The 22,552-nt window shown below is 62.6% G+C and carries 19 protein-coding genes and 2 pseudogenes; 10 read left to right on the plus strand and 11 right to left on the minus strand.

The features are described 5' to 3' along the window. Nucleotides 1–30: 30 nt before the first annotated feature. The 3 genes from HU738_RS22480 to HU738_RS22490 are packed head-to-tail and all read right to left on the minus strand — an operon-like array spanning nt 31 to nt 3,931. The gene (locus tag HU738_RS22480) at nt 31–1,599 is read right to left on the minus strand and encodes an aldehyde dehydrogenase (NADP(+)) (RefSeq protein WP_186604212.1); all 1,569 of its coding nucleotides are present in this window, start codon (nt 1,597–1,599) and stop codon (nt 31–33) included. A 29-nt stretch (nt 1,600–1,628) separates the two neighbouring features. Then, nucleotides 1,629–2,618, minus strand: a complete 990-nt coding sequence (gene araD1, locus HU738_RS22485) for an AraD1 family protein (RefSeq protein ID WP_186604214.1) — start codon at nt 2,616–2,618, stop codon at nt 1,629–1,631. Beyond that, entirely contained in the window at nt 2,609–3,931 is a 1,323-nt protein-coding gene (locus tag HU738_RS22490) for an MFS transporter (RefSeq protein WP_186604216.1), read from the minus strand. Before HU738_RS22490 ends, araD1 begins: the two co-directional genes overlap by 10 nt. 184 nt (nt 3,932–4,115) lie before the next feature. On the opposite strand from HU738_RS22490, the gene HU738_RS22495 reads away from it, so the two are divergent. Further along, nucleotides 4,116–5,849: an IlvD/Edd family dehydratase gene (locus tag HU738_RS22495; RefSeq protein ID WP_186604218.1), complete on the plus strand. Its 1,734-nt coding sequence runs from the start codon at nt 4,116–4,118 to the stop codon at nt 5,847–5,849. A 110-nt stretch (nt 5,850–5,959) separates the two neighbouring features. Further along, nucleotides 5,960–6,682, plus strand: coding sequence for a FadR/GntR family transcriptional regulator (locus HU738_RS22500; RefSeq protein ID WP_186604220.1), 723 nt, complete (start codon nt 5,960–5,962; stop codon nt 6,680–6,682). A gap of 3 nt (nt 6,683–6,685) precedes the next feature. On the opposite strand, the gene HU738_RS22505 is transcribed toward HU738_RS22500, so the two are convergent. After that, entirely contained in the window at nt 6,686–7,591 is a 906-nt protein-coding gene (locus HU738_RS22505; protein WP_186604222.1) for a LysR family transcriptional regulator, read from the minus strand. A 105-nt stretch (nt 7,592–7,696) separates the two neighbouring features. Between HU738_RS22505 and HU738_RS22510 the strand changes: the two genes are divergently transcribed. After that, nucleotides 7,697–9,433 (plus strand): amidohydrolase, encoded by a 1,737-nt coding sequence (locus HU738_RS22510; protein ID WP_186604224.1) that lies wholly within the window; start codon nt 7,697–7,699, stop codon nt 9,431–9,433. Nucleotides 9,434–9,511: 78 nt separating this feature from the next. Then, a complete protein-coding gene (locus HU738_RS22515; protein ID WP_186604226.1) occupies nt 9,512–10,258 on the plus strand; it encodes a TorF family putative porin in 747 nt (248 codons plus the stop codon). Between the two features lie 4 nt (nt 10,259–10,262). Here the strand turns inward: HU738_RS22515 and HU738_RS22520 are convergent, their stop codons facing one another. Then, nucleotides 10,263–10,694, minus strand: coding sequence for a multidrug/biocide efflux PACE transporter (locus HU738_RS22520; RefSeq protein WP_186604228.1), 432 nt, complete (start codon nt 10,692–10,694; stop codon nt 10,263–10,265). A gap of 351 nt (nt 10,695–11,045) precedes the next feature. Between HU738_RS22520 and HU738_RS22525 the strand changes: the two genes are divergently transcribed. The 3 genes and pseudogenes from HU738_RS22525 to HU738_RS26430 all read left to right on the plus strand — a co-directional run. Further along, nucleotides 11,046–11,816 (plus strand): EAL domain-containing protein, encoded by a 771-nt coding sequence (locus HU738_RS22525; RefSeq protein WP_225923522.1) that lies wholly within the window; start codon nt 11,046–11,048, stop codon nt 11,814–11,816. A 60-nt stretch (nt 11,817–11,876) separates the two neighbouring features. Next, nucleotides 11,877–12,653 (plus strand): annotated as a pseudogene (locus HU738_RS26425) (PAS domain-containing protein); the annotation flags it as partial. Between the two features lie 99 nt (nt 12,654–12,752). Further along, nucleotides 12,753–13,196: pseudogene (locus HU738_RS26430) on the plus strand (methyl-accepting chemotaxis protein); the annotation flags it as partial. A gap of 9 nt (nt 13,197–13,205) precedes the next feature. On the opposite strand, the gene hutH reads toward HU738_RS26430, so the two are convergent. From hutH to HU738_RS22550, 4 genes are all read right to left on the minus strand, one after another. Further along, complete coding sequence (gene hutH, locus HU738_RS22535; protein WP_186604232.1) at nt 13,206–14,729, minus strand: histidine ammonia-lyase; 1,524 nt, start codon at nt 14,727–14,729, stop codon at nt 13,206–13,208. A gap of 12 nt (nt 14,730–14,741) precedes the next feature. Continuing rightward, complete coding sequence (locus tag HU738_RS22540) at nt 14,742–15,575, minus strand: quaternary amine ABC transporter ATP-binding protein (protein ID WP_186604234.1); 834 nt, start codon at nt 15,573–15,575, stop codon at nt 14,742–14,744. Further along, nucleotides 15,572–16,423, minus strand: a complete 852-nt coding sequence (locus tag HU738_RS22545) for an ABC transporter permease (RefSeq protein ID WP_054887382.1) — start codon at nt 16,421–16,423, stop codon at nt 15,572–15,574. The genes HU738_RS22540 and HU738_RS22545 overlap by 4 nt, the downstream gene beginning before the upstream one ends. A 72-nt stretch (nt 16,424–16,495) precedes the next feature. After that, a complete protein-coding gene (locus tag HU738_RS22550; RefSeq protein ID WP_186604236.1) occupies nt 16,496–17,464 on the minus strand; it encodes an ABC transporter substrate-binding protein in 969 nt (322 codons plus the stop codon). Between the two features lie 173 nt (nt 17,465–17,637). Here HU738_RS22550 and HU738_RS22555 point away from each other — a divergent pair, with 173 nt between their 5' ends. The 3 genes from HU738_RS22555 (at nt 17,638) to HU738_RS22565 (ending at nt 20,096) form a co-directional block, all read left to right on the plus strand. Then, nucleotides 17,638–18,552 (plus strand): LysR family transcriptional regulator, encoded by a 915-nt coding sequence (locus HU738_RS22555; protein ID WP_186604238.1) that lies wholly within the window; start codon nt 17,638–17,640, stop codon nt 18,550–18,552. Nucleotides 18,553–18,750: 198 nt separating this feature from the next. Next, nucleotides 18,751–19,446, plus strand: a complete 696-nt coding sequence (locus HU738_RS22560) for a 3-oxoacid CoA-transferase subunit A (RefSeq protein ID WP_176509840.1) — start codon at nt 18,751–18,753, stop codon at nt 19,444–19,446. An 8-nt stretch (nt 19,447–19,454) separates the two neighbouring features. Beyond that, the gene (locus tag HU738_RS22565; protein ID WP_054887386.1) at nt 19,455–20,096 is read left to right on the plus strand and encodes a 3-oxoacid CoA-transferase subunit B; all 642 of its coding nucleotides are present in this window, start codon (nt 19,455–19,457) and stop codon (nt 20,094–20,096) included. Between the two features lie 71 nt (nt 20,097–20,167). Here the strand turns inward: HU738_RS22565 and HU738_RS22570 are convergent, their stop codons facing one another. Continuing rightward, nucleotides 20,168–20,884 carry an IclR family transcriptional regulator gene (locus HU738_RS22570; RefSeq protein WP_186604240.1) on the minus strand — a complete coding sequence of 239 codons (717 nt, stop codon included), beginning with the start codon at nt 20,882–20,884 and terminating at the stop codon, nt 20,168–20,170. A 182-nt stretch (nt 20,885–21,066) separates the two neighbouring features. Further along, nucleotides 21,067–22,329 carry an OprD family porin gene (locus HU738_RS22575; protein ID WP_186604242.1) on the minus strand — a complete coding sequence of 421 codons (1,263 nt, stop codon included), beginning with the start codon at nt 22,327–22,329 and terminating at the stop codon, nt 21,067–21,069. Nucleotides 22,330–22,552: the final 223 nt, after the last annotated feature.

Here is a 22,552-nt window from a genome sequence, read left to right on the forward strand (position 1 = left end):
TCCTCTCACAGGCGCAACATACCTCAAGGCTCACGCCTCACGGCTGTACACACCCTCCACCAACCGCAACACCCCAAGCGGATTGCCATCCTGCAACGCAGCCGGCAGCAAGCCATCCGGATAGTTCTGATAACACACCGGCCGCAAGAAACGATCAATGGCCAACGTCCCCACCGAGGTCCCCCGCGCATCGGACGTGGCCGGATACGGCCCGCCGTGCACCATCGCATCGCTCACCTCGACCCCGGTCGGGTAACCGTTGACCAGCAGGCGGCCAGCCTTGCGTTCAAGCAACGGCACCAGTGCTGCGTACCGCTGCAGGTCCTGAGGTTCGGCAATCAGCGTGGCCGTCAGCTGGCCATGCAAGGCGCCCAATGCACGGCGCAGTTCGGCTTCGTCGGCCACTTCGACCACCACCGTGGTCGGGCCAAAGACCTCTTCCTGCAACAGCTCATCACCGCTCAGCAGCAAGCTGACATCGGCCTGGAACAGCTGCGCATGGGCCTGGCCACCGCACTGCTCAAGCCCAGCCAGGTGGCGTACGCCCGGGTGCTGGTGCAGGCGCGCCACGCCACTGGCATAGCTACGCAAGGTGCCGGCGTTGAGCATGGTCTGCCCTGGCTGATCGGCCATGCGTGCAGCCAGGGCGGCCACGAACGCCGAGAACGCTGGCCCCGCCATGCCGATAACCAGGCCCGGGTTGGTGCAGAACTGCCCGCAACCCAGCACCACCGAAGCCGCCAGCTCCGCCGCTACCTGCTCACCCCTGGCCTGCAACGCCGCCGGCAGTACCAATACCGGGTTGATGCTGCTCATCTCGGCAAACACCGGGATCGGCTGCGGGCGCGCTGCCGCCAGGTCGCACAAGGCCCGGCCACCCTTGAGCGAGCCAGTGAAGCCGACCGCCTGGATCGCCGGGTGGCGCACCAGCGCTTCGCCCACACCGGCGCCATAAATCATGTTGAACACACCGGCCGGCATGCCGGTGGCCTCGGCCGCGCGCTGGATGGCTTCACCGACGTATTCGGCAGTGGCCATGTGGCCGCTGTGGGCCTTGACCACCACCGGGCAACCGGCAGCCAGCGCGGCAGCGGTATCGCCGCCTGCCGTGGAGAACGCCAGCGGGAAGTTGCTGGCGCCGAATACCGCCACCGGGCCGACGCCGGTGCGGTACTGGCGCAGGTCAGGGCGCGGCAGCGGCTGGCGCTGGGGCTGGGCGCGGTCGATGCGGGCGCCCAGGTAGTCGCCACGGCGTAGCACCTGGGCGAACAGGCGCAGCTGGTTGCTGGTGCGGCTGCGTTCGCCCTGGATGCGGGCGGCAGGCAAGGCGGTTTCGCGGCAGACCGTGTCGATGAAGGCCTCGCCAAGCGCATCCAGCTGCCCGGCAATGGCATCCAGAAACTGCGCACGGCGCTCTGGCGCCAAGCCGTTGTATTCGGCAAAAGCCTGCTCGGCGGCGCAGGCGGCGGCATCCATCTCGTCAGGCGTGGCCTGGGTGAAGACGACCGGCAGGGCCTCGCCCGTGCGTGCATCGAAACTCTGCAGGCGCACGCTGCCTGCGGCGCTGCGGGCGCCGCCGATGAAGTTGCTTCCCGACATGCTTGACTCCTGTGACAACGATTGAAGGCTCAAAGGCTTTTCACCAGGCCTGGGCGCACCGCGTGTTCAGAGGCAACGATGCCATTGCGCAGCGGCTCGCCGAAGGCGTCCAGGCTGATTTCGAACGTGTCCCCCGGCCGGGCCTGGATGCCGTCGGCGAACGACAGCGTGGCGGTGCCGAAATAATGCACATGGACATCGCCCGGGCGCAGGAACTGGCGGTACTTGAAGTGGTGGAACTCCAGGTTTTCGAAGCTGTGACACATGTTCTGCTCACCGGACAGGAACGGCTTGCTCCACAGCTCCCGGCCGTCGCGCAAGATGCGGCTGCGGCCTTCCAGGTGCGCCGGCAGCGCGCCCAGGCGCAGTTCCGGGCCGAAGCTGCAGGCGCGCAGCTTGGAATGCGCCAGGTACAGGTAGTTGCGCCGCTCCATCACGTGGTCGGAGAACTCGTTGCCCAGCGCGTACCCCAGGCGGAACGGCGTGCCGCCCTCGCCAATCACATACAGCCCGACCAGCTCCGGCTCCTCGCCGGCATCTTCGGCAAAGGCCGGCAACGGCAAGTCGGCACCGGGGCGCACGACAATGGCGCCATCGCCCTTGTAGAACCACTCCGGTTGCGCGCCCTCCTCGCCTGCGGGCGGCCGCCCGCCTTCAAGGCCCCACTGGAACATGCGCATGCTGTCGGTGACGGCACCCTCGGCCTGCTGCTGGTGCATCTTGTCGCGGGTGGCGGCGCTGCCCAGGTGAGTCAGGCCGGTGCCGGTGACCAGGCAGTGCGCCGGGTCTTCGTGGTCCAAAGGTGGCAGCACTCGGCCTTCGGCCAGGAGCGCCCGGTAGTCATGGCCCTCGCCCAGGCCCGCGGTCTGCACCTGGCTGACCAGGTCGCGGCCTGCAGCAATGGCCTGCAGGGCAAGTTCGCGGGTGCTGCTCACGCCGCGGATTTCCAGGGCGCGCTCGCCCTCCACCACGCCGACCCGGCGCTGGCCGGCGGCGGTTTCGAATTGGATCAGTCGCATGCTTGTGCTCGCTTGTCGGTTGCAATGTTCACGGATGCCTGGCGCTGGCGGCGCTCGAGGCGGTTGTAGACGACACCGGTCAGCACCAGCCCGAACAGCATCATCACGGCCAGGAAGTACAGGCCCGAGGACAGCTGGCCGGTGTGTTCCTTGAGCGCGCCGATGCCGAACGGGCCGAGGTAGCCGCCGAGGTTGCCGATCGAGTTGATCAGGGCGATGCCGGCCGCCGCGCTGGCGCCGGAAAAGAAACGCCCAGGCAAGGTCCAGAAAATCGCCGTGCAGGAGAACAGCGCGAAAGCCACCAGGCACAACGCGGCCAGCTGCATCGCCGGCAGCGTCAGCCAGGCGCTGAGAAACAGCCCCGTCGCGCCCAACGCATACAGCAAGCCCAGGTGGCCATAGCGGTCGTTGAGGCGGTCGGAGCTGCGCGGGATGATCAACAGGCCGATGATGCCGAACAGGTACGGCACTGCCGAAACGAAGCCAGTCACCAAGTCACTGCCACCGAACTGGTGAATCAGCGTCGGCAGCCACAGGCCCAAGCCATAGATGCTCAAGGTCACCGGCAGGTAGAACAGCGCCAGCAGCAACACCCGGCCATCCTTCAGGGCGTGCAGCGGGTTGCCGTGGCGAGTCTGGCCGAACGCACGCTGGTCTTCGGCCAGCTGCTCCTTGAGCCAGCTGCGCTGCGCATCATCCAGCCAGCGCACCTTGTCCGGGCCGTCCGGCAGCAGGCGCAGGGTCGGCCAGGCCAACAACACGGCGGGGGCGCCGATGCAGATGAACAGCCACTGCCAGCCATGCAGGCCGAGGTTGCCATCCAGGCCCAGCAAGGCGCCCGACAGCGGCCCGGTGATCAGCATCGCCAGCGGTTGCGACAGGATGAAGAAGCCGAGGATCTTGCCGCGATGGCGCACCGGGTACCACTGGGTGATGTAGTACAGCACGCCAGGGAAGAACCCCGCCTCCGCCGCGCCGAGCAGGAAGCGCATCACATAGAAGCCGCTGGGCCCGGTGACGAACGCCATGCCGACGGTGATCGCCCCCCAGGTCAGCAGGATGCGGGCAAACCAGCGCCGTGCGCCAAAGCGATCGAGCAGCAGGTTGCTGGGGACTTCGAACAGAAAATAGCCGATGAAAAACAGCCCGGCACCCAGGCCGTAGGCCGCATCACCGAGGCCGATGTCGGCCCCCATGTGCAGCTTGGCAAAGCCCACCGCCGAACGATCGACGTAGGCCACCAGGTACAGCAGGACCAGAAAAGGGATGAGTTTCAGGGTGATCAGGCGGACGAGCCGCTGCTCCTGGATCATGGCGAGGTCTCCGATTGTTCTTGTAATGGGGACAGCACATGGCCGGGGTTTCATGGGCAGACCTCCGGCGCGGTGAAACTAGCATATAGTATTACTATTTAAATCAACAAGCCTTCACAGTGATGATTTTTAGCGATAGAGTCGAAGCACAACGATAAATAGTAATACTAATAAGGTGTCCGTCATGTCTGATAGCAAACGCCCGCTGCGCTCCGCCCAATGGTTCGGCACCGCCGACAAGAACGGCTTCATGTACCGCAGCTGGATGAAGAACCAGGGCATTCCCGACCATGAGTTTCAGGGCAAGCCGATCATCGGCATCTGCAACACCTGGTCCGAGCTGACCCCGTGCAACGCGCACTTTCGCAAGATTGCCGAGCATGTGAAGAAAGGCGTGCTGGAGGCTGGCGGCTTCCCGGTGGAGTTCCCGGTGTTCTCCAGCGGCGAGTCCAACCTGCGCCCCACCGCGATGCTCACCCGCAACCTGGCGAGCATGGACGTCGAAGAAGCCATTCGTGGCAACCCGGTGGACGCCGTGGTGCTGCTGACTGGCTGCGACAAGACCACCCCGGCCCTGCTGATGGGCGCCGCCAGCTGCGACGTGCCGGCGATCGTGGTCACCGGCGGGCCGATGCTCAACGGCAAGCACAAGGGCCGCGACATCGGCGCCGGCACCATCGTCTGGCAGATGCACGAGGCCTACAAAGCCGGGCAGATCGACCTCAACGAATTCCTTTCGGCCGAAGCTGGCATGTCGCGTTCGGCAGGCACCTGCAACACCATGGGCACCGCTTCGACCATGGCCTGCATGGCCGAGGCCCTGGGTACCTCGCTGCCGCACAATGCGGCGATCCCTGCGGTGGACTCGCGCCGTTACGTGCTCGCTCACCTGTCGGGCATGCGCATCGTCGAGATGGTCAACGAGGACCTGCGCCTGTCGAAGATTCTTACCCGCGAAGCCTTCGAGAATGCCATCCGCGTCAACGCCGCCATTGGTGGCTCGACCAACGCGGTGATCCACTTGAAAGCCATCGCCGGGCGCATCGGCGTCGACCTGCAACTGGAAGACTGGACCCGCGTCGGCCGCGGCACGCCGACCCTGGTCGATCTGCAGCCGTCCGGGCGCTTCCTGATGGAAGAGTTCTACTATGCCGGTGGCCTGCCTGCCGTGATCCGTCGCCTGGGCGAGCACAACCTGCTGCCCCACCCCAGCGCGCTGACCGCCAATGGCAAGAGCCTGTGGCACAACTGCCAGAGCGCAGCGCTGTATGACGAAGCGGTCATCCGGCCGATCGACAAGCCGCTGGTGGCCGACGGCGGCATCTGCATCCTGCGCGGCAACCTCGCCCCCAAAGGCGCGGTGCTCAAGCCCTCGGCGGCAACCCCGGAACTGATGCGCCACCGTGGCCGTGCGGTGGTGTTCGAGAACTTCGAAGACTACAAGGCGCGCATCAACGACCCGGCGCTGGAGGTCGATGCCAGCTCGGTGCTGGTGATGAAACATTGCGGCCCGAAGGGTTACCCGGGCATGGCCGAAGTCGGCAACATGGGCTTGCCAGCCAAGCTGCTGGCCCAGGGCGTGACCGACATGGTGCGCATCTCCGACGCGCGCATGAGCGGCACGGCGTATGGCACCGTGGTCCTGCATGTGGCCCCTGAAGCTGCGGCGGGTGGGCCGTTGGCGGCGGTACGCGAAGGTGACTGGATCGAACTGGACTGCCATGAGGGCCGCCTGCACCTGGATATTTCCGAGGCGGAACTGGCCGGCCGCCTGGCAGATCTGCAGGTGCCGCAGCCGTTGATCAGCGGGGGCTATGCGAAGTTGTACATCGACCATGTGATGCAGGCCGATGAAGGTTGTGACTTCGACTTTCTGGTGGGCTGCCGAGGCTCCGCTGTGCCCAGGCACTCCCACTGAACCTGCACTGGCACTGCTCTTGTAGGCGCGGCCTTTGTGGGAGCAAGGCCCGCGCTCGATCGGTGATGCTATGATGCCCACCCCGCTCCGATGGACCGCCAGCACCCCACATGAACTACCGCCAGCCCACCACGCGCAAGAGCATGCACGCCACCCTGGTCCAGGACCTCGGCCTGCAGATCGTATCCGGCCAGCTCCAGCCGGGGCAGAAACTGCCCGCCGAGGCCAGCCTCTGCGAGGCCTATGCGATCAGCCGGCCGGTGTTCCGTGAAGCGATGCGCGCCCTCACCGCCAAGGGCCTGATCGAAGCCCGCCCCCGTGTCGGCACCCTGGTGCGCCCGCGCCACGCCTGGCACATGCTCGACCCCGACGTGCTGCACTGGCTGATGCAGGCTACGCCGCAGCAAGAGTTTTTCAACACCCTGTCCAGCGTGCGTTGGGTCATCGAACCTGCCGCCGCGGCACTGGCCGCGACCAATGCCAGTGCCGAGGATATCGCCTCGATCAGCGAGGCCTATCAGCGTATGGAAGCCGCACGCACCCACGAAGAGCGCCTGCAACCGGACCTGGACTTCCACGCACGTATCGCCGACGCCACCCACAACGACCTGCTCGCCTACCTGTGCAACATGCTCTCGCTGGCCTTGCGCGAGTCGGTGCGCTACTCCAACCAGCGCCCCAACTTCGACGAACTGGCCCTGCCGCGGCACAAGGCGATCCTCACGGCTATCCAGAACGGTGACGCCCTCGGCGCCCGGCATGCTTCGCTGGTGCAACTGGAAGATGCCCGGGTTGCGTTGAGCAAGGTGCTCGGCCAGGACCCGATCGGCTAAGCCTCACCGCCGCTGCAAGTAGCCCTGCAGGTAGTCGATGAACGCCAATACCTTGCCGCTGGCACGCCGGTGGCTGGGGTAAACGGCCAGGATGTCTTCACCGAACGCATCCGGCTCGATCACGCAGTGCTCCATCACCCGCACCAGCCGCCCCTCCTGCAGGTAGCGGCGCACGCTCCACTCCGGGGTGTGCAGGATGCCGTGGCCTGCCAGCGCATTGCGCAACAGCAAGTCGTAATTGTCGCTCTCCAGCCGCGCCTTGTGCGGGTATGGCAGGCGCATGCGCATGCCGTCGCACTGCATCCACCAGAACTTTGCATCCAGCGCCGGGTGAACGTACTTGAGCCATTGGTGCTGGCCGATGCTGTGCGCCGTTATCGGCAGCGGGTGGCGTTCGAGATAGCCGGGGCTCGCGCAAAGAAAGATGCGGTTCTTGCCGATGACCCGGGCAATCAGGCCCGGCAGGTCGCTGTGCCCTTCGCGCAGCGCCAGGTCGTAACCGGCTTCGATCAGGTCGATGAAGGCATCGGACAATTCCACCCGCAGCTGAATCTGCGGATACTCGCCCATGAAGCCGGCACAGGCATCAGCCAGGAACGCCCGGCCAAATGCCAGCGGCGCGGTCAGGCGCAGCGTGCCGGACAACCCCTGCAGCTGGCTGATCTCTTCACCGGCCTCGTGCAGGCTCTTCAACACCTGCCGGGCGGTGTCCAGGTACAGCCGGCCGGCTTCGGTCAGCACGATGCGCCGGGTGCTGCGCTCGAACAGCTGGCTACCCAGTTCACGCTCCAGGTGCGTGACCGCCTTGGTCAGCGCCGAAGGCGTCTTGCCCAGCGCCTCGGCGGCGCGGCTGAAGCTGCCGTGCTCGGCCGTGGCGACGAACATCGAAATCGCACCCAAGGTATCCATGCGGTTTTTCCTGAATGGCAAAAGGCTTTTTAGCGTTCTGGCGATTCTATGCCAGGCCTGCGCTGGTTAGGCTCGCGTTACACCAATAAATACAAGAGGCTACACATGTCGAGATGTCTCCCTGGCTTGCTGGCGCTGGCCGTGGCTTTTTCCTCGGGGCAAGTTCTGGCCGCTGCCGACCTGGTGCTGGTCAACGGCAAGATCTTCACCGCCGACCGCGCCAATCCGCAGGCGCAAGCCATTGCAATCGAAGGCGGCAAGATCGTTGCCGTGGGGTCCGACGTCCAGGCGCGGGCATTCGCTGACGGAAAAACCCGGGTGATCGACCTGCAGGGCAAACGGGTCACGCCGGGCCTGATCGATACCCACTCCCACGCCATTTTCGGCGGCTTGCAACTGAGTGGCGCCGACATGGGCGGCGAGGCGCTGCCGCTGGATGAGTTCGAAACCCGCCTGCGCGCCTGGCGCGACGACGGACGTGCCCGCACTGGCGATGTGCTGAAGGTACTGGGGGTCAGCTCGAACTACTGGGCGCAGGCCAAGGCGCTCAACGAGCATTTCAGCCACGGTGAATGGGCTGACACGCCCATCGTATTCATTGGCGAGGACTACCACACCGCCTGGGCCAACCAGGCCATGCTCAAGCGCGCCGGTATCGACAAGGCGTTGCTGGGTAGCCTGAGCAAGCAGGAAAAAGACACCATCGGCAGCTTCGACGATGGCCAGCCCAACGGCTTCCTGGTCGATGCCGGCTGGGACCGGGTCGCCAGCGTATTGCCCAAGGCCGATGCCGCTACCCTGCTCAAGGGTGCACAGGCAGCCGTGCAGTTCAACAACAGCCTGGGCATCACCGCGTGGATGGACCCAGCCGCCAACAGCATGCCCGGCGAGGCGATCTTCGCCATCAAGCCTACCGACCATACCGTGGGCGTGCTGCCCGCCTACAAGGCCCTTGCCGAACAGGGCGGCCTGAACGCGCATGTCGCCGCGCTGCTGGTGGTCAATCCGAAAAGTACCCCCGCCGACCTGCAGACCATCGACAACGTGCGCAAGCAGTTCGCCGGCGTGCCGAACCTGAGCCTGCCAGGCATCAAGGTATTCGCCGATGGCGTACTCGAATACCCCGCGCAGTCGGCCGCCTTGCTCACGCCGTACCACAACACGCACAAGCCTGGCGAACTGCTGATCGACCCGCAACATTTCGGCGAGCTGGTCAGCGCCGCCGACCAGCGCGGCTGGCTGGTGCATGTGCACGCCATCGGCGACCGGGCGGTGCGTGAAGCGCTCAATGGCGTCGAGCAGGCGCGCAAGGCCGGCCACAGCGGCATCCACCATTCGATCACCCACCTGCAATTGGTCAACCCCCAGGATTTCGCCCGCTTCAAGGCCCTTGACGTGATTGCCTCGATGCAGTTGCTGTGGGCCGCTGGCGACGATTACACCGTCGATATGGTCAAGCCCTACGTCGACGCGGCGGCGTTCCGTTACCAGTACCCGGCCCATTCGCTGCAGAAAAATGGCGCGACCATCGCCGGCGCCAGCGACTGGCCGGTGTCCTCGCCAAACCCCTGGCAGGCCATCGCCCAGGCGTCAACGCGCAAAGGCGAGCAAGGCGTGCTCAATGCCGATGAGCGCCTCGACCGCCAGACCATGCTGTATGCCTACACCGCCCATGCTGCCAAGGCTCTGGGCCTGGAGCAGCAGATCGGCTCGCTGAGCCAGGGCAAGCAGGCCGACTTCGTCATCCTCGACCGTGACGTGCTTGCGGTGAACGATCAGCAACTGGGTGAAACCCAGGTGTTGGCTACCTACTTCGGTGGCCGCGAGGTCTACGCCAAGTAAATCGAGCCCCTCGGCGTGCCCTTGGGCATGCCGCGTTCTTATCTGCCACAACAACCACAAGACAAGACAGGGCTACTCATGAAACACGCTACCCTGGCAGCCGTGTGTGCACTCGGCTGCGCCGCGCTCGCCCCCGCCGCCCTTGCCGTGCCGATCAACGATGACTTCGCGGTCGACATCGACCTTGCCGCGGTCAGTGACTACCGCAGCCGCGGCATATCGCAAACTCAGGGCGACCCGGCCGCGCAGGCCGACGTGATGCTCAGCCATGCCAGCGGCCTGTACCTGGGCGCCTGGACCTCGAATGTCGATTTCGGCTTCGACAGCAAAACCCGCCAGGAGGTCGACTACTACGCTGGCTGGGCATGGCAAGCGACTGAAGGCATCAACCTGGACCTGGGCTATCTCAAGTACACCTACCCCAAGGAGAGCCAGTACAACCTGTCCGAGCTCTACGCCATCCTCGATGTGCACGGCTTCAAGCTCGCGGCGTATTACTCCAGCGATTCCAACACCCGGTATGGCAAGGATCAGGACAGCCTCTATACCTTCGTTGGCTACCACACGGTGCTGCCGCTGGAGGTCGGCCTGGAGCTGCGCTACGGCCGCGTCGACTTCAAGGACCCGAGCTATTGGTCACAAAGTGGCCAGTCGCGAGACGCGTACCGTGAATGGGAAGCCAGGCTCAGCCGCGATTACCTCGGGCTGACCTGGCGCCTCAGCTACATGGACACCAACCTGTCGCAGGCCGAATGCGCCAGTAGCTATGGCTTCGACGACGTCTGCAGCGCCACCGTGGTGGCAGGTGTCAGCAGGCACTTCTGAGGCCTCAGACCACGGCCCGGCGCTGCTGGATGAGGTGCCGGGCGCGGTCGAACACCCAGTTGTACAGCACGGTGTAGGGCAAGATGATCACGAAGAAGCCCAGCTCGACCATGAACGCCTGCAGCAGCGAGATCTCCAGCATCCAGGCCGCCACCGGCAGGCACCAGACCACCAGGCCCGCCTCGAAGCCCAGCCCATGGACGAAGCGCGCCGGGGCTTTCCACTGAATGCGCGGCGTCGCCACGAAGCGGTCGACCAGCGCGTTGTAGACCATGTTCCAGGCCATCGCGATCAGCGACAGCGTGACCGCCAGGGTGCCGGCCGTGGCCAGCGACTTGCCCATGAGCCACGAGAGCAAGGGCGCACAGAGCAGAACGGCGAAGATTTCATAGCCGACGGCATGGACCATGCGTTCGGTGAAAGAGACTCTATTCATGGCAGATTCCATCATGTGGTTATGTCGTGGCCCCATTTTCTTTGATGGAACAGATGCTTTCGATATAGCTCCTATCGGTTTTATCAATACCACCGCACGCCAAGGCACTCGCAAGTGCAATCGACCCACGCCCCAAAGTTGTACAGCCTCGGTGCTCAGAAGTTAACAAAGACCCGTGGATGGCTATTTCGTCGCCTGATTTGGCTTATACACCGCCCTATGCGCCAAAAATAATTGTACAAATAGCTTTCCTTGTACAAGTATTGGGGCAATACTTCGCCTCAGGGAGCGTGCAAGCACCTCCAAGACATCGGCACGGAGCCATACCACCGCCCCACACGAGGTGCCAGCTTGTCTATACAACTCATACCCGTCACGGCTCAGCGGCCCCACGGTTGCCGCAACTGCAAGGACAATCAAGGCTTTGATGTCGATTTCACCATGGCCTTTCAACCGATTGTAAATACCGCCAACAACACTGTATTCGCTTATGAATCTCTGGTTCGCGGCACAGACGGAGCGGGTGCCAAATCCATTTTGGACAAGGTCAATGAGTCCAATCGATACCGCTTCGATCAAGCATGCCGTGTCAAAGCCGTTGAATTAGCAGCAAAAGCCAGTGTTCAAGACTTTTTAAGCATCAATTTTTTACCCAACGCGGTCTATCAAGCAGAAGCCTGCATACGCACCACACTGGAGGCCGCCGAGACATTCGGATTCCCGATTGATCGAATCATATTCGAAGTCACTGAAGGTGAGAGCATCAGTGACAGATCGCATATCAAGAACATCATGAGCGCTTACAAGAAGCAGGGTTTCAAAACGGCTATCGATGATTTCGGCGCCGGCTACTCAGGCCTCAACCTACTTGCCGATTTTCAGCCCGACATCATAAAAATCGACATGGACCTCATCCGAGGGATTCAGCACAGCAAAGCCAAAAGAGTGATAACTCATGGGATCGTAACGATATCCAAGGCGCTCGGCATCGAGGTCATCGCCGAAGGCGTAGAAACCTTGGAAGAATTGACGACACTGCAAGACATTGGCGTCAACTTGTTTCAAGGATACTTTTTTGCAAAGCCCGCGATCGAGGCGCTCCCCCGTATTACTTGGCCTTAGCCGCGATATCGAGGACACAGAAGCACCGAGCCCACAATCAAAGCAGCACCAGGATAGCTTATGTTTAACACACGATTAAAGCTCGAACTTGAACATGCCTCATCGGCATTAAGGTACACGCAGGCAAGAACGCGCGCCATCGACCTGTCCAACCTGATGATGACGCTTGCACCGAACGGTATCATCATCAGCGCCAACCAGAACTTTCTACGCGCGCTGGATTACCATCAAGACGAACTGATTGGAAAGCATCACACCCTACTTGTCCCCAGGGATGACTCTCCGGCAGGTATAAACGGCGACCTCTGGCAAAAGTTGCGCAGGGGTGAGTATGTTCGCGATCGGTTTGCGCTCTGTAACAAGGCGGGAACGAAAGTATGGATGGAAGCGAGCTACAATCCGATTCTCCGCTCAAGTGGCGACGTCGAAGAGATCCTGATGCTCGCGACCGTTGTAACAGACCGGGTAAAAATCGAACAAGAGCAAAGCGGTGTAATAGACGCCATTCATCGCGCCATGGCCATCGTCTCGTTCGACCTGAACGGACACCTCATTGAAGCCAATCAAAACTTTTTGCGCACATTCAAATATGAATTAAAAGACATCCAGGGCAAGCATCACCGACTGTTTTGCACGCCGCAGGAAGCGGACTCGGCTGAATACCAACAATTCTGGACGCGGCTGAACGCAGGTGAGTTTTTCTCTGGCCGCTTCCAGCGGGTTGACCGGCACGGCAATACCGTCTGGCTGAGCGCGACTTACAACCCAGTGTTCGATACCGAGAACCGGCTCTACAAAATTGTCAAATTTGCTCGCGACATCACACCTCAAGTCAACCATCAACAGGCTGAATCAGCGGCTGCCGCGCTGGCTTACGAAATCGCCCACAATACCGACCGCAACGCTCACCAAGGCGCAAATATCGTTCGCCAGACCATCGCCACGGTGCGAGAAATTGCCGATGAGCTTTCCAGAGCCGCAGAGCAGATTCAGGCAGTCAACACGCAATCCGAAGCCATCACCCGCATCATTCAAACGATTCGCGAGGTTGCCGAGCAAACAAACCTCCTGGCCCTGAATGCTGCGATTGAAGCGGCCCGAGCGGGAGAGCACGGCAGGGGTTTTTCCGTGGTAGCAGACGAGGTTCGCAAGTTGGCAGTGCGAACCGCTCAAGCGACAACGGAGATCAAGGAGGTGGTAAAGCGAAACCATGATCTCTCCCAGGTCGCTGTCCAGGGCATGCAGAAAAGTCTTGGTAAAGCCGACCTCGGCGTCGAAATGGTTGGCCAGGCGGGACAGGTGATCGAGGACATTCAGAGCGGCGCGCGCCAAGTCGTGGAGGCCGTCAAGCTGTTCAGCAACGCTGTCGGGCACCCATGACAGTCCACCTCACAGCAACCCCGGGAAGGCCGCATCCAGCAGCCCCGCTTCCTTCAGGATCGCTGCACTGCTGACGATATCCGGGGCCAGCCATCGGTCCTGGGCATATGCCGGCACCCGCTCGCGCAGCAAGCGCCAGGCGACCTCCGTCCCTGCCCCAAAACGCTGCTCCTTGAGGAACTCGAAGGCCTGGGCCGCCAACAGGTACTCGATGGCAAGGATCTGCGTGCAGTTCTCCAAGGCGCGGTGCAGCTTCAACCCGGCATTGGTGCCCATGCTCAAGTGATCCTCCTGCAGCCCGGAGGTGACGTAGTTGTCGATGACGGCCGGTTGCGCCAACTGGCGGTTTTCCGCACACAGGGAAGCGGCCACGTACTGGACGATCATCATGCCCGAATTCACCCCAGGCTGGCTGACCAGGAACGCCGGCAAGCCACTGACCAAGGGGTTGATCAGGCGGTCGAGACGGCGCTCGGCAATCGCCCCGATCTCGGCCACCGCGATAGCCAGCAGGTCAGCCGCCATGGCCACCGACTGGCCGTGCGGGTTCGCCTGGGAAACCACTCGATACGACTCGGGCGTACCCAGCAACATCGGGTTGTCGGTCGTGGAATTGAGTTCGGTTTCGATCTGCCGCGCAGCGTGGGCCAACTGATCGCGGGCGGCGCCATGAACCTGCGGGATCGAACGAATGCTCAACGCGTCCTGGGTGCGGATGCCATGGCTGCTGGCAATGACTTCGCTGCCTTCAAGCAGGCGGCGCAAGTTGCTGCCCACACGCTGCATGCCGGGGTGCGGTTTGAGCGCAATGATTTCCGGGTCGAAGGCATCGAGTTGGCCACGCAGGGCTTCGAAGCTCATTGCACCGATCACGTCCGCCCATTGGCTCAACCGCGTGGCGTCGTCCAGAGACAGGCAGCTCAGGCCGGTCATGCACGGGGTGCCGTTGACCAGGCACAGGCCATCCTTGGCGCCCAGCCTGACCGGCGCCAGGCCGACCTCGGCCAGGGCTTGCTGCGCGGGTACGATCTGGCCGCGATAACTGACCTGACCGACGCCCAGCAAGCTGATGCTGATATGGGCCATGTGGGTCAGATACCCCACCGACCCCTGCTTCGGAACCTGTGGGGTGATGTGCTGGTTGAGCAGTGTCAGCAGCGCCTCGACCACCTTGCGCTGCAGGCCGGAACGGCCCTGGCTGAAATTGACGACCGCCGCGCACATGATCGCCCGGGTCTGTTCATCCGACAGCGCTGCCCCCACGCCACAGGCATGGCTGAGCAAGGTATTGCGCGACAACTGGCTGAGCTGTTCGTCTTGCAATGACACATTGCACAAGGCGCCAAGCCCGGTGTTGACGCCATAGGCGCGTTCACCGCTGGCAACGATGCGCTGGACGATCGCCTGGGCGTTGTCGATCCGCGCCCAGGCCGAAGGCGCCAGCTCGAGCCTGGCGCCATGCCGCGCCACGGCCACCACGTCCTGCCAGTGAACAGGCGCATCGGCGATGATGATTTTTTCGGCAAACGACATACACGCGATTCCTTAAAGCGAAGCTACGCGGCGCTGCACGAAACGATCGACGTATTCGTCCGCAGGCTGATAGAGGATTTCCTTCGGCGTGCCGACCTGGATCAGGCGACCGTCTTTGAGAATGGCAATCCGGTTGCCGATACGCACCGCTTCATCGAGGTCGTGGGTGATGAAGACGATGGTCTTGTGCAAGGTCTTCTGCAGCTCCAGCAGCTGGTCCTGCATTTCGGCGCGAATCAGCGGGTCGAGCGCACTGAAGGCTTCGTCCATGAGGATGATGTCAGTGTCGGCGGCCAAGGCACGGGCCAGGCCAACGCGCTGGCGCATCCCGCCCGACAACTGGTGCGGGTACGATTTTTCATACCCTTTCAAGCCCACGGTGTTGATCCAGTGCTGGGCTCGCTCAATGCACGTGGCCTTGTTTTCGCCACGGACTTTCAGGCCATAGCCGACGTTGTCCAGCACGCTGCGGTGCGGCAGCAGGCCGAAGCTCTGGAACACCATGCTGATCTTGTGTCGGCGGAATTCACGCAGGGCCGGCAGGTCGTATTGCAGGATGTCCTCGCCATCGACCAGGATCTGGCCGCTGGTGGGGTCGATCAGGCGGTTGAAATGGCGCACCAGGGTTGATTTGCCCGAGCCCGACAGTCCCATGATCACGAAGATCTCACCGCTGCCGATGGACAACGAAAGGTCGTTGACGCCGACCACGCAGCCGGTTTCGGCCAGCACCTGGTCCTTGGCCTTTTTCTGGCGGATCAGTGCCATGGCCTCTTCGGCGCGCGCCCCGAAAATCTTGAAGACGTTCTTCACTTCGATCTTGTTCATCATCTGCTTGGCGCTCATTTGCCCACCCCATGCCGTGGCCGGCCATAAGCCTGGGTAATACGGTCGATCACGACCGCCAGAATCACAATGGCCAGGCCCGCTTCGAGGCCGCGGCCGACGTTGAGGGTCTGGATGCCGACCAGCACGTCTTCACCCAGGCCACGGGCGCCGATCATCGACGCGATGACCACCATCGACAGGGCCATCATGGTGGTCTGGTTGATACCGGCCATGATGCTCGGCAACGCCAGGGGCAGTTGCACGCCGAACAGTTGCTGCAGGCGATTGGCGCCGAAGGCATTGATTGCCTCCATCACTTCGCCATCCACCTGGCGAATCCCCAGATCGGTCAGGCGGATCAGTGGCGGAGCGGCATAGATGACGGTGGCAAAGATCGCCGGCACCTTGCCCAGGCCGAACAGCATCAACACCGGAATCAGGTACACGAAGCTGGGCATGGTCTGCATGATGTCGAGCAGCGGCATCAACACCGCCCGCAGGCGGTCGTTGCGCGCCGACAGGATCCCCAGCGGAATGCCGACCAGCACGGAGATCAGCGTGGCCACCAGCATCAGCGCCAAGGTCTGCATCAGCTTGTCCCAGAGGCCTACCGCACCGACCAGGAACAGCAAGCCGACGATCACGGCGGTGGCCGCGACCTTGCGGGTGGCATGCCAGGCAATACCCGCGACGATGGCCAGCACCAGCCACCAAGGGGTCGCGCGCAGCAGGCCTTCGAGGTTGACGATGGCCCACAACAGAGTGTCGGAGACGTGCCGGAACACATCGCCGTAGTTGCTTACCAGCGCATCGACCCAGCCATTGACCCAGTCGGCAATGGAGAACGTGAAGTTTTTGGGAAACATGGAATTGTCTCGAGCAAGTGCATGGAGCGGACCGACGTGGGTATATCCGGCAACCGCCGGACGCCCCCGCTTTCAGAGTGCCGCATCGACCTTCTTGGCTGCGTCTTCGCTGACCCAGCTGTGCCAGACTTCCGGGTGCTCCTTGAGGAACAACCTGGCCAGCTCCGGCGACTCGATACGGTCTTTGCTCATGCGCGCCAGGTTCTGGTTCAGCAGGTCGATCGGCAGATTGACCTTTTCCAGTACTGCCACCAGTTCCGGCGCCTGCTCGTGGAAGGCCTTGGACACCCCCACCTTGATGGTCACGGATTTGTCCACGCCGGGCTTCTCGTCCAGCTTGACCAGGTCGGCCTGGCCCATCAACGGCGTCGGTGACCAGTAATAGAACAGGATCGGCTCACCCCGCTTGTAGCTCGACAGCACGGCGGCATCCAGCGCCGGGCCGGTGCCCGGACGGAAGTTGGTATAGGTGTTTTCCAGGCCGTAGTGCTTGAGCATTTCGCTGTTGTCCAGCTCACAGGTCCAGCCGGCCGGGCAGTTGTAGAAGCGCCCCTTGTCCGGTTCTTCCGGGTCCTGGAAGACCTGAGCGTATTGCCCCAGGTCGGCGATGCGCTTGAGGTTCGGTGCCTTGGCTTCGAGTTTGCGCTGGGCATCGCCTTCGATCACATAACGCGGCACGTACCAGCCCTCGACCGCGCCTACCACCGGGGCGCCGACGCCGACGACCTTGCCGGCAGCCGCAGCCTTGTTCCAGACCTCGCTGCGCCCTACCCATTCTTCGGCGAACACCTGGATATCGTTGCTGCTCAGGGCGTTTTCCATGGAGATGGAGTTGCCCGGCAGGCTATCGGTATCGCAGCCGTAACCGTTTTTCAGCACGAACTGCATCACGTCGGTGAGCAGCATCCCGCTTTCCCAGTTCAAACCGGCGAATTTGACCGGTTTGCCAGACTCGCACCAACTGGCGGCCTGGCTGCCGCCAGCGGACGCCAGCAACCCGAGAGAAAGTGTCGTGGTCAGCAGAGCCTTTGTAATTGTCATTGTGACGCTCCCAAACAAGAACATTGATTGCAGTATTCGAGGGCATCCGGCCCAAAGAGGGACGCCAGCCTGGCTGACGTGCCGTCCTTGGTGAGCACTGCGCAGGAGAAATATTTCACAATGTAAAAAAAGGATAAAATAATAAGTGCTGATGCATCACAAAGGAAAAACCTATGAAGTTCACGCTGCGGCAACTGCGCTATGCGCTCACAGCGGCCAAGCACGGAAACCTGACGGCTGCGGCCATGGAACTGCATGTGTCACAACCCTCCATCTCGGCCGCCATCACCGAGCTGGAGGAGGTGCTTGGGCAATCGATCTTCATCCGCCAACGGGGCCTGGGCATATCGCTGACGCCCTTCGGTCGCACAGTCATGGTCCAGGCCCGTCGCGTACTGGCAGAGGCGCAGACCTTTGCCGAAATCAATGCCAATGCAGGTGAGTGCGTCGGCGAACTGGTGGTCGGCTGTTTCGAAGACCTGGCGCCCTATTGCCTGCCGCAAACCGTGCGGCGGATGCAGGAGTCCTGCCCGCGGGTTACCGTCGACATGCGCGATGGCAGCTTCGATTTCGTGGGCAAGCGGCTCAGTGAAGGGGCGATAGAGCTGGCGATCACCTACGACCTGGGTTTGCCGCCGAACACCCACTGCACTCAGCTGTGCGAGCTGACCGCTCAGGTACTGCTGGCAGCCGATCACCCCTTGGCAAGGGAACCGCGCGTCAGCCTCAAGGCACTGGCGCAATACACCCTGGTGGTCACCGATCAGGCGCAGAGTTGGCAGCATGTGCTGGACCTGTTCAGCTTCTACGACCTGTCACCGGCCGTTGTGCACCGTGTGCGCACCTTCGAGCTGCAGCGTAGCCTCGTCGCCAACGGCTTTGGCGTGGCGCTGATCTATACCCGGCCATTTGGTGACCGTAGCTATGATGGGCAAGCGCTGGTCTGCCGGCCGACCGATGAGAAGCTGCCCACCCACAGCATCGTCCTGGCGCATGACCAGCGCTATCCGCTGACGCCTTCGGCCGAGGCGTTCAAGGCGCTGGCGGTGGCCTGGTTCGCCGAGCGGCCATCGTTTGCATCCGAGTGATTGTCAGGGGTCCGGACCGCTCAGAAATCGCACAACAGTTCGGTAATCGCACAAATTCCTCTCCGCCCCCTCTACTGTTTCACGCGATTGCGGCACGCTATGGGCAAGTCAGCACACAACGCCAACGCGCTGAATGGCCCCACCGCGTCAACGCGGCAGGTCGACAATTCATACTCCAGGAAGAACCAGGAGCTCGCTGTGATCAATAAAACGTTTGAGTCCATCGCCAGCGCGGTGGAAGGGATTACCGACGGTTCGACCATCATGGTCGGTGGCTTCGGCACCGCCGGGATGCCGTCCGAACTCATCGATGGCCTGATCGCCACCGGTGCCCGCGACCTGACCATCATCAGCAACAACGCCGGCAACGGCGAGATCGGCCTGGCCGCTCTGCTGATGGCCGGCAGCGTGCGCAAGGTAATCTGCTCCTTCCCGCGCCAGTCCGACTCCTACGTGTTCGACGAACTGTACCGTGCCGGCAAGATCGAACTGGAAGTCGTGCCACAAGGCAACCTGGCGGAGCGTATCCGCGCAGCGGGTTCGGGCATCGGTGCATTCTTCTCGCCGACCGGCTACGGCACCCTGCTCGCCGAAGGCAAGGAAACCCGTGAAATCGACGGCCGCCAGTACGTGCTGGAAATGCCACTGCACGCCGACTTTGCGCTGATCAAGGCGCACAAGGGTGACCGTTGGGGCAACCTGGTCTACCGCAAGGCCGCGCGCAACTTCGGCCCGATCATGGCCATGGCCGCCAAGACCGCCATCGCCCAGGTCGACCAGGTTGTCGAGCTCGGTGAACTGGACCCGGAGCACATCATCACCCCGGGTATTTTCGTCCAGCGCGTGGTCGCCGTTTCCGGTGCTGCCGCTTCTTCGATCGCCAACGCTGTCTGAGGCCTGCCATGACCATCACCAAAAAGCTCTCCCGCACCGAGATGGCCCAGCGCGTGGCCGCAGACATCCAGGAAGGCGCCTACGTCAACCTGGGCATCGGCGCACCGACCCTGGTGGCCAACTACCTGGGCGACAAGGAAGTGTTCCTGCACAGCGAGAATGGCCTGCTGGGCATGGGCCCGAGCCCGGCGCCAGGCGAGGAAGACGACGACCTGATCAACGCCGGCAAGCAACACGTGACCCTGCTCACCGGTGGTGCCTTCTTCCACCACGCCGACTCGTTCTCGATGATGCGTGGCGGCCACCTGGACATCGCCGTGCTGGGCGCCTTCCAGGTCTCGGTCAAGGGCGACCTGGCCAACTGGCACACCGGCGCCGAAGGTTCGATCCCCGCCGTGGGCGGCGCGATGGACCTGGCCACGGGCGCCCGCCAGGTGTTCGTGATGATGGACCACCTGACCAAGACCGGCGAAAGCAAGCTGGTGCCCGAGTGCACCTACCCGCTGACCGGCATCGGTTGCGTCAGCCGTATCTACACCGACCTGGCCGTGCTGGAAGTGACTGCCGATGGCCTGAAAGTGGTAGAGATCTGCGCGGACATCGACTTTGACGAGCTGCAGAAGCTCAGTGGCGTGCCGCTGATTCAGTGATCTGCTGAACCTGACCGAGCGGCTACAGCGATCATTGCGCTAGTAGCCGCCCCGCGTCCTGCTGGCGATGATCACTTCCCGGCTGCCGGCAAGCCATCTGCAGCCTTGCAGCCAAGGCTGCGCATCAGGTCACGGGTAGCGTCGAAGAAAATGTCGTTGAAGGCTTCGGCACACTCCGGGGTGAGCCGGCTGGATGGGCCGGAAAGCACCAGTGCGCCGACCAGCTCGTCGCCAGCGCCGTACACGGGAAAGGCGACCGATGCGGCATGCGGGTCTGTGGCTCCCATCGAGTAAAACGGCTTTTGCATGGCGATACCGCTGGCGAACGGCGCGCGCAACGCCTGGGCCCCAGCGGCGTCGTCCATCGGCCGCATGTCGCCGGGCTGGACGTGCATGCGCAGTCGATGGGGCGAATTGACGCGGTACTGACACATCCGATACGCGCCGTGTCGCACGTAGAACGAGGCCGTCTCGCCGGTACGCTCTGCCAACTGGTGCAGCCTGGGCATCACGTGGCGCTCCAGATCAATGCCCTCCTCATACACCGCATTGAGCCGCATGACCTCGCTGGCCAGCTGGTAGCGCCCATCTGCCATGCGATTGACGAAACCATGGTTCTCCAGCGAGACCATCAAACGCATGATGGTACTTTTGATCAGTCCGGTACGCTCGACAAGCTCCACAAGGGTCAAGGACGTGTCGCCCACCTGGAACGCCGAGAGCACTGTCAGCACGCGGTCAGCCGAAGCCACGCCATTCACCGCAGGACGCGGCCGAACATTAACCATCCGTAGATCCTCACCTTTGAATTGCCCAAGTCTTTGTCAGGGCCCAGATGAATCATTATCTGCGAATGCCCTGGCAACCGCCATCATGCCAGCAAGAGCCGATGCGGCACCATCATCGTCGACGGTGAAGAACCTTGAGCATTTCCCGGACCGTAACGCTGAACAGGCCGGCTGCTGCCAGCTCAGAACAATGCCACGGTATAGTTGACGATCACGCGGTTCTGATCGCCATTGCGGGCCGCTTCGCTGCGGGACATGCCATTGCGCCAGGCCACGCCCAGGCCCTTGAAGGTCCCGCTCTGGATCACATAATCCAGGGAGAAGTCCCGCTCCCACTCCGACTGCTCGGCGCCGCCCGCGGTCTGGATGTGGTCACCCTTGAGATACATCACCGAGGCCTTGAGGCCGGGCACACCCAACGCCGCGAAATCGTAGCCATACTGCGCAAAACCGGTGCGCTCGCCAGCACGCGTGAAACTCAATAGCATCTTGTCTGTCCACAGATACAAGCTGCTGCCACCGGCCCCCTTGTTGATCGACCCTTGGTTGATCTGCACGAAGTTGCTGTCATCGGAAACGCTCTGATAGCCCAGCATGAGCGAGTGACCACCCAGGCGGTAAGTGAACGCCGCACTCCACAGGTCGCTATCGATTTCGCCGTCTCCATCGGCGGTGTAGCCGCCTACGGTATAGCCCTGCGCTCGCCCCGAAGCGCTGCCGTTGGCGCCGTCCGAGCGGGTGCGGAAGTAGCGCAGGTCGGTCGTCAGCGAGCTGTCGTCAGTCAGTGCCAGGGTATGATTGAGGCCAGCAAAATGCTGCTGGTAATAGTCCTGCAATTCACCCGCGTAGTACTGCAGCATGAGCGCATCGCTGGCACGGTAATCGACACCGGCAAAATAGAAACGGTCACTTTCCTGGGTGCCGCCACTTACGGCCATGCCGGTCAGGTCGGTGGACGCCCGGCCCCGGGCGCGGTCAAGCGCACCGCCGATCAGCATCAGATTGTCGAACTCCTTCGACTGCAGCTGCACCCCCTGGAAGGTCTGCGGCAGCAACCGACCATCCGAGGCCATCAACACCGGCATCTTCGGCATCAACTGGCCGACCCGCAGCTCGTTCTTGCTCGCTTTGAACTTCAAAGTCGCGCCCGCGCTGCCCCACTGATCCACCGCACGCTCGCCATCGGACGGAATCATCGTGCCCCCCGCGTGTCGGCCACGGCCGCTGTCCAAGGTGACACCCAGCATGGCGGTCGCATCCCCCCCGACGCCGATCACCCCGCTGGTGTACCCCGAACGCAGATCGAGCAGGAAGCCCTGCGCCCATTCCTCGGTCTTCGACGGCTTGGCGGCACCGTCGCGGTTATCACTGTTGAAGTAGAAGTTACGCATCGCCAGGTTGGCATGGCTGTCGGCAAGAAAGTCCGCCAGAGCAGGCGACGCCATTAGGCCACCACTGGCGGCAAGGGCAAGACCACAGAAGGAAGGTAAGGATTTCAAGACGAAAGCTCCCTGAGCACCCGAACCCAGGTGCCGGTTTTCTTGTTATTGGAATGGACGCCGAGTCAGCCCTGCATGCCCCAACGGCGCACGGTGACCCGCTTGCGCCAGGCGGTGACAGCCGCAAGGCCAACGGTAAGCGAGAGGTTTTTCAGAGACCGAGAAGGAC

It is taken from the genome of Pseudomonas vlassakiae (genome assembly GCF_014269035.2).
Taxonomy (GTDB): Bacteria; Pseudomonadota; Gammaproteobacteria; order Pseudomonadales; family Pseudomonadaceae; genus Aquipseudomonas; species Aquipseudomonas vlassakiae.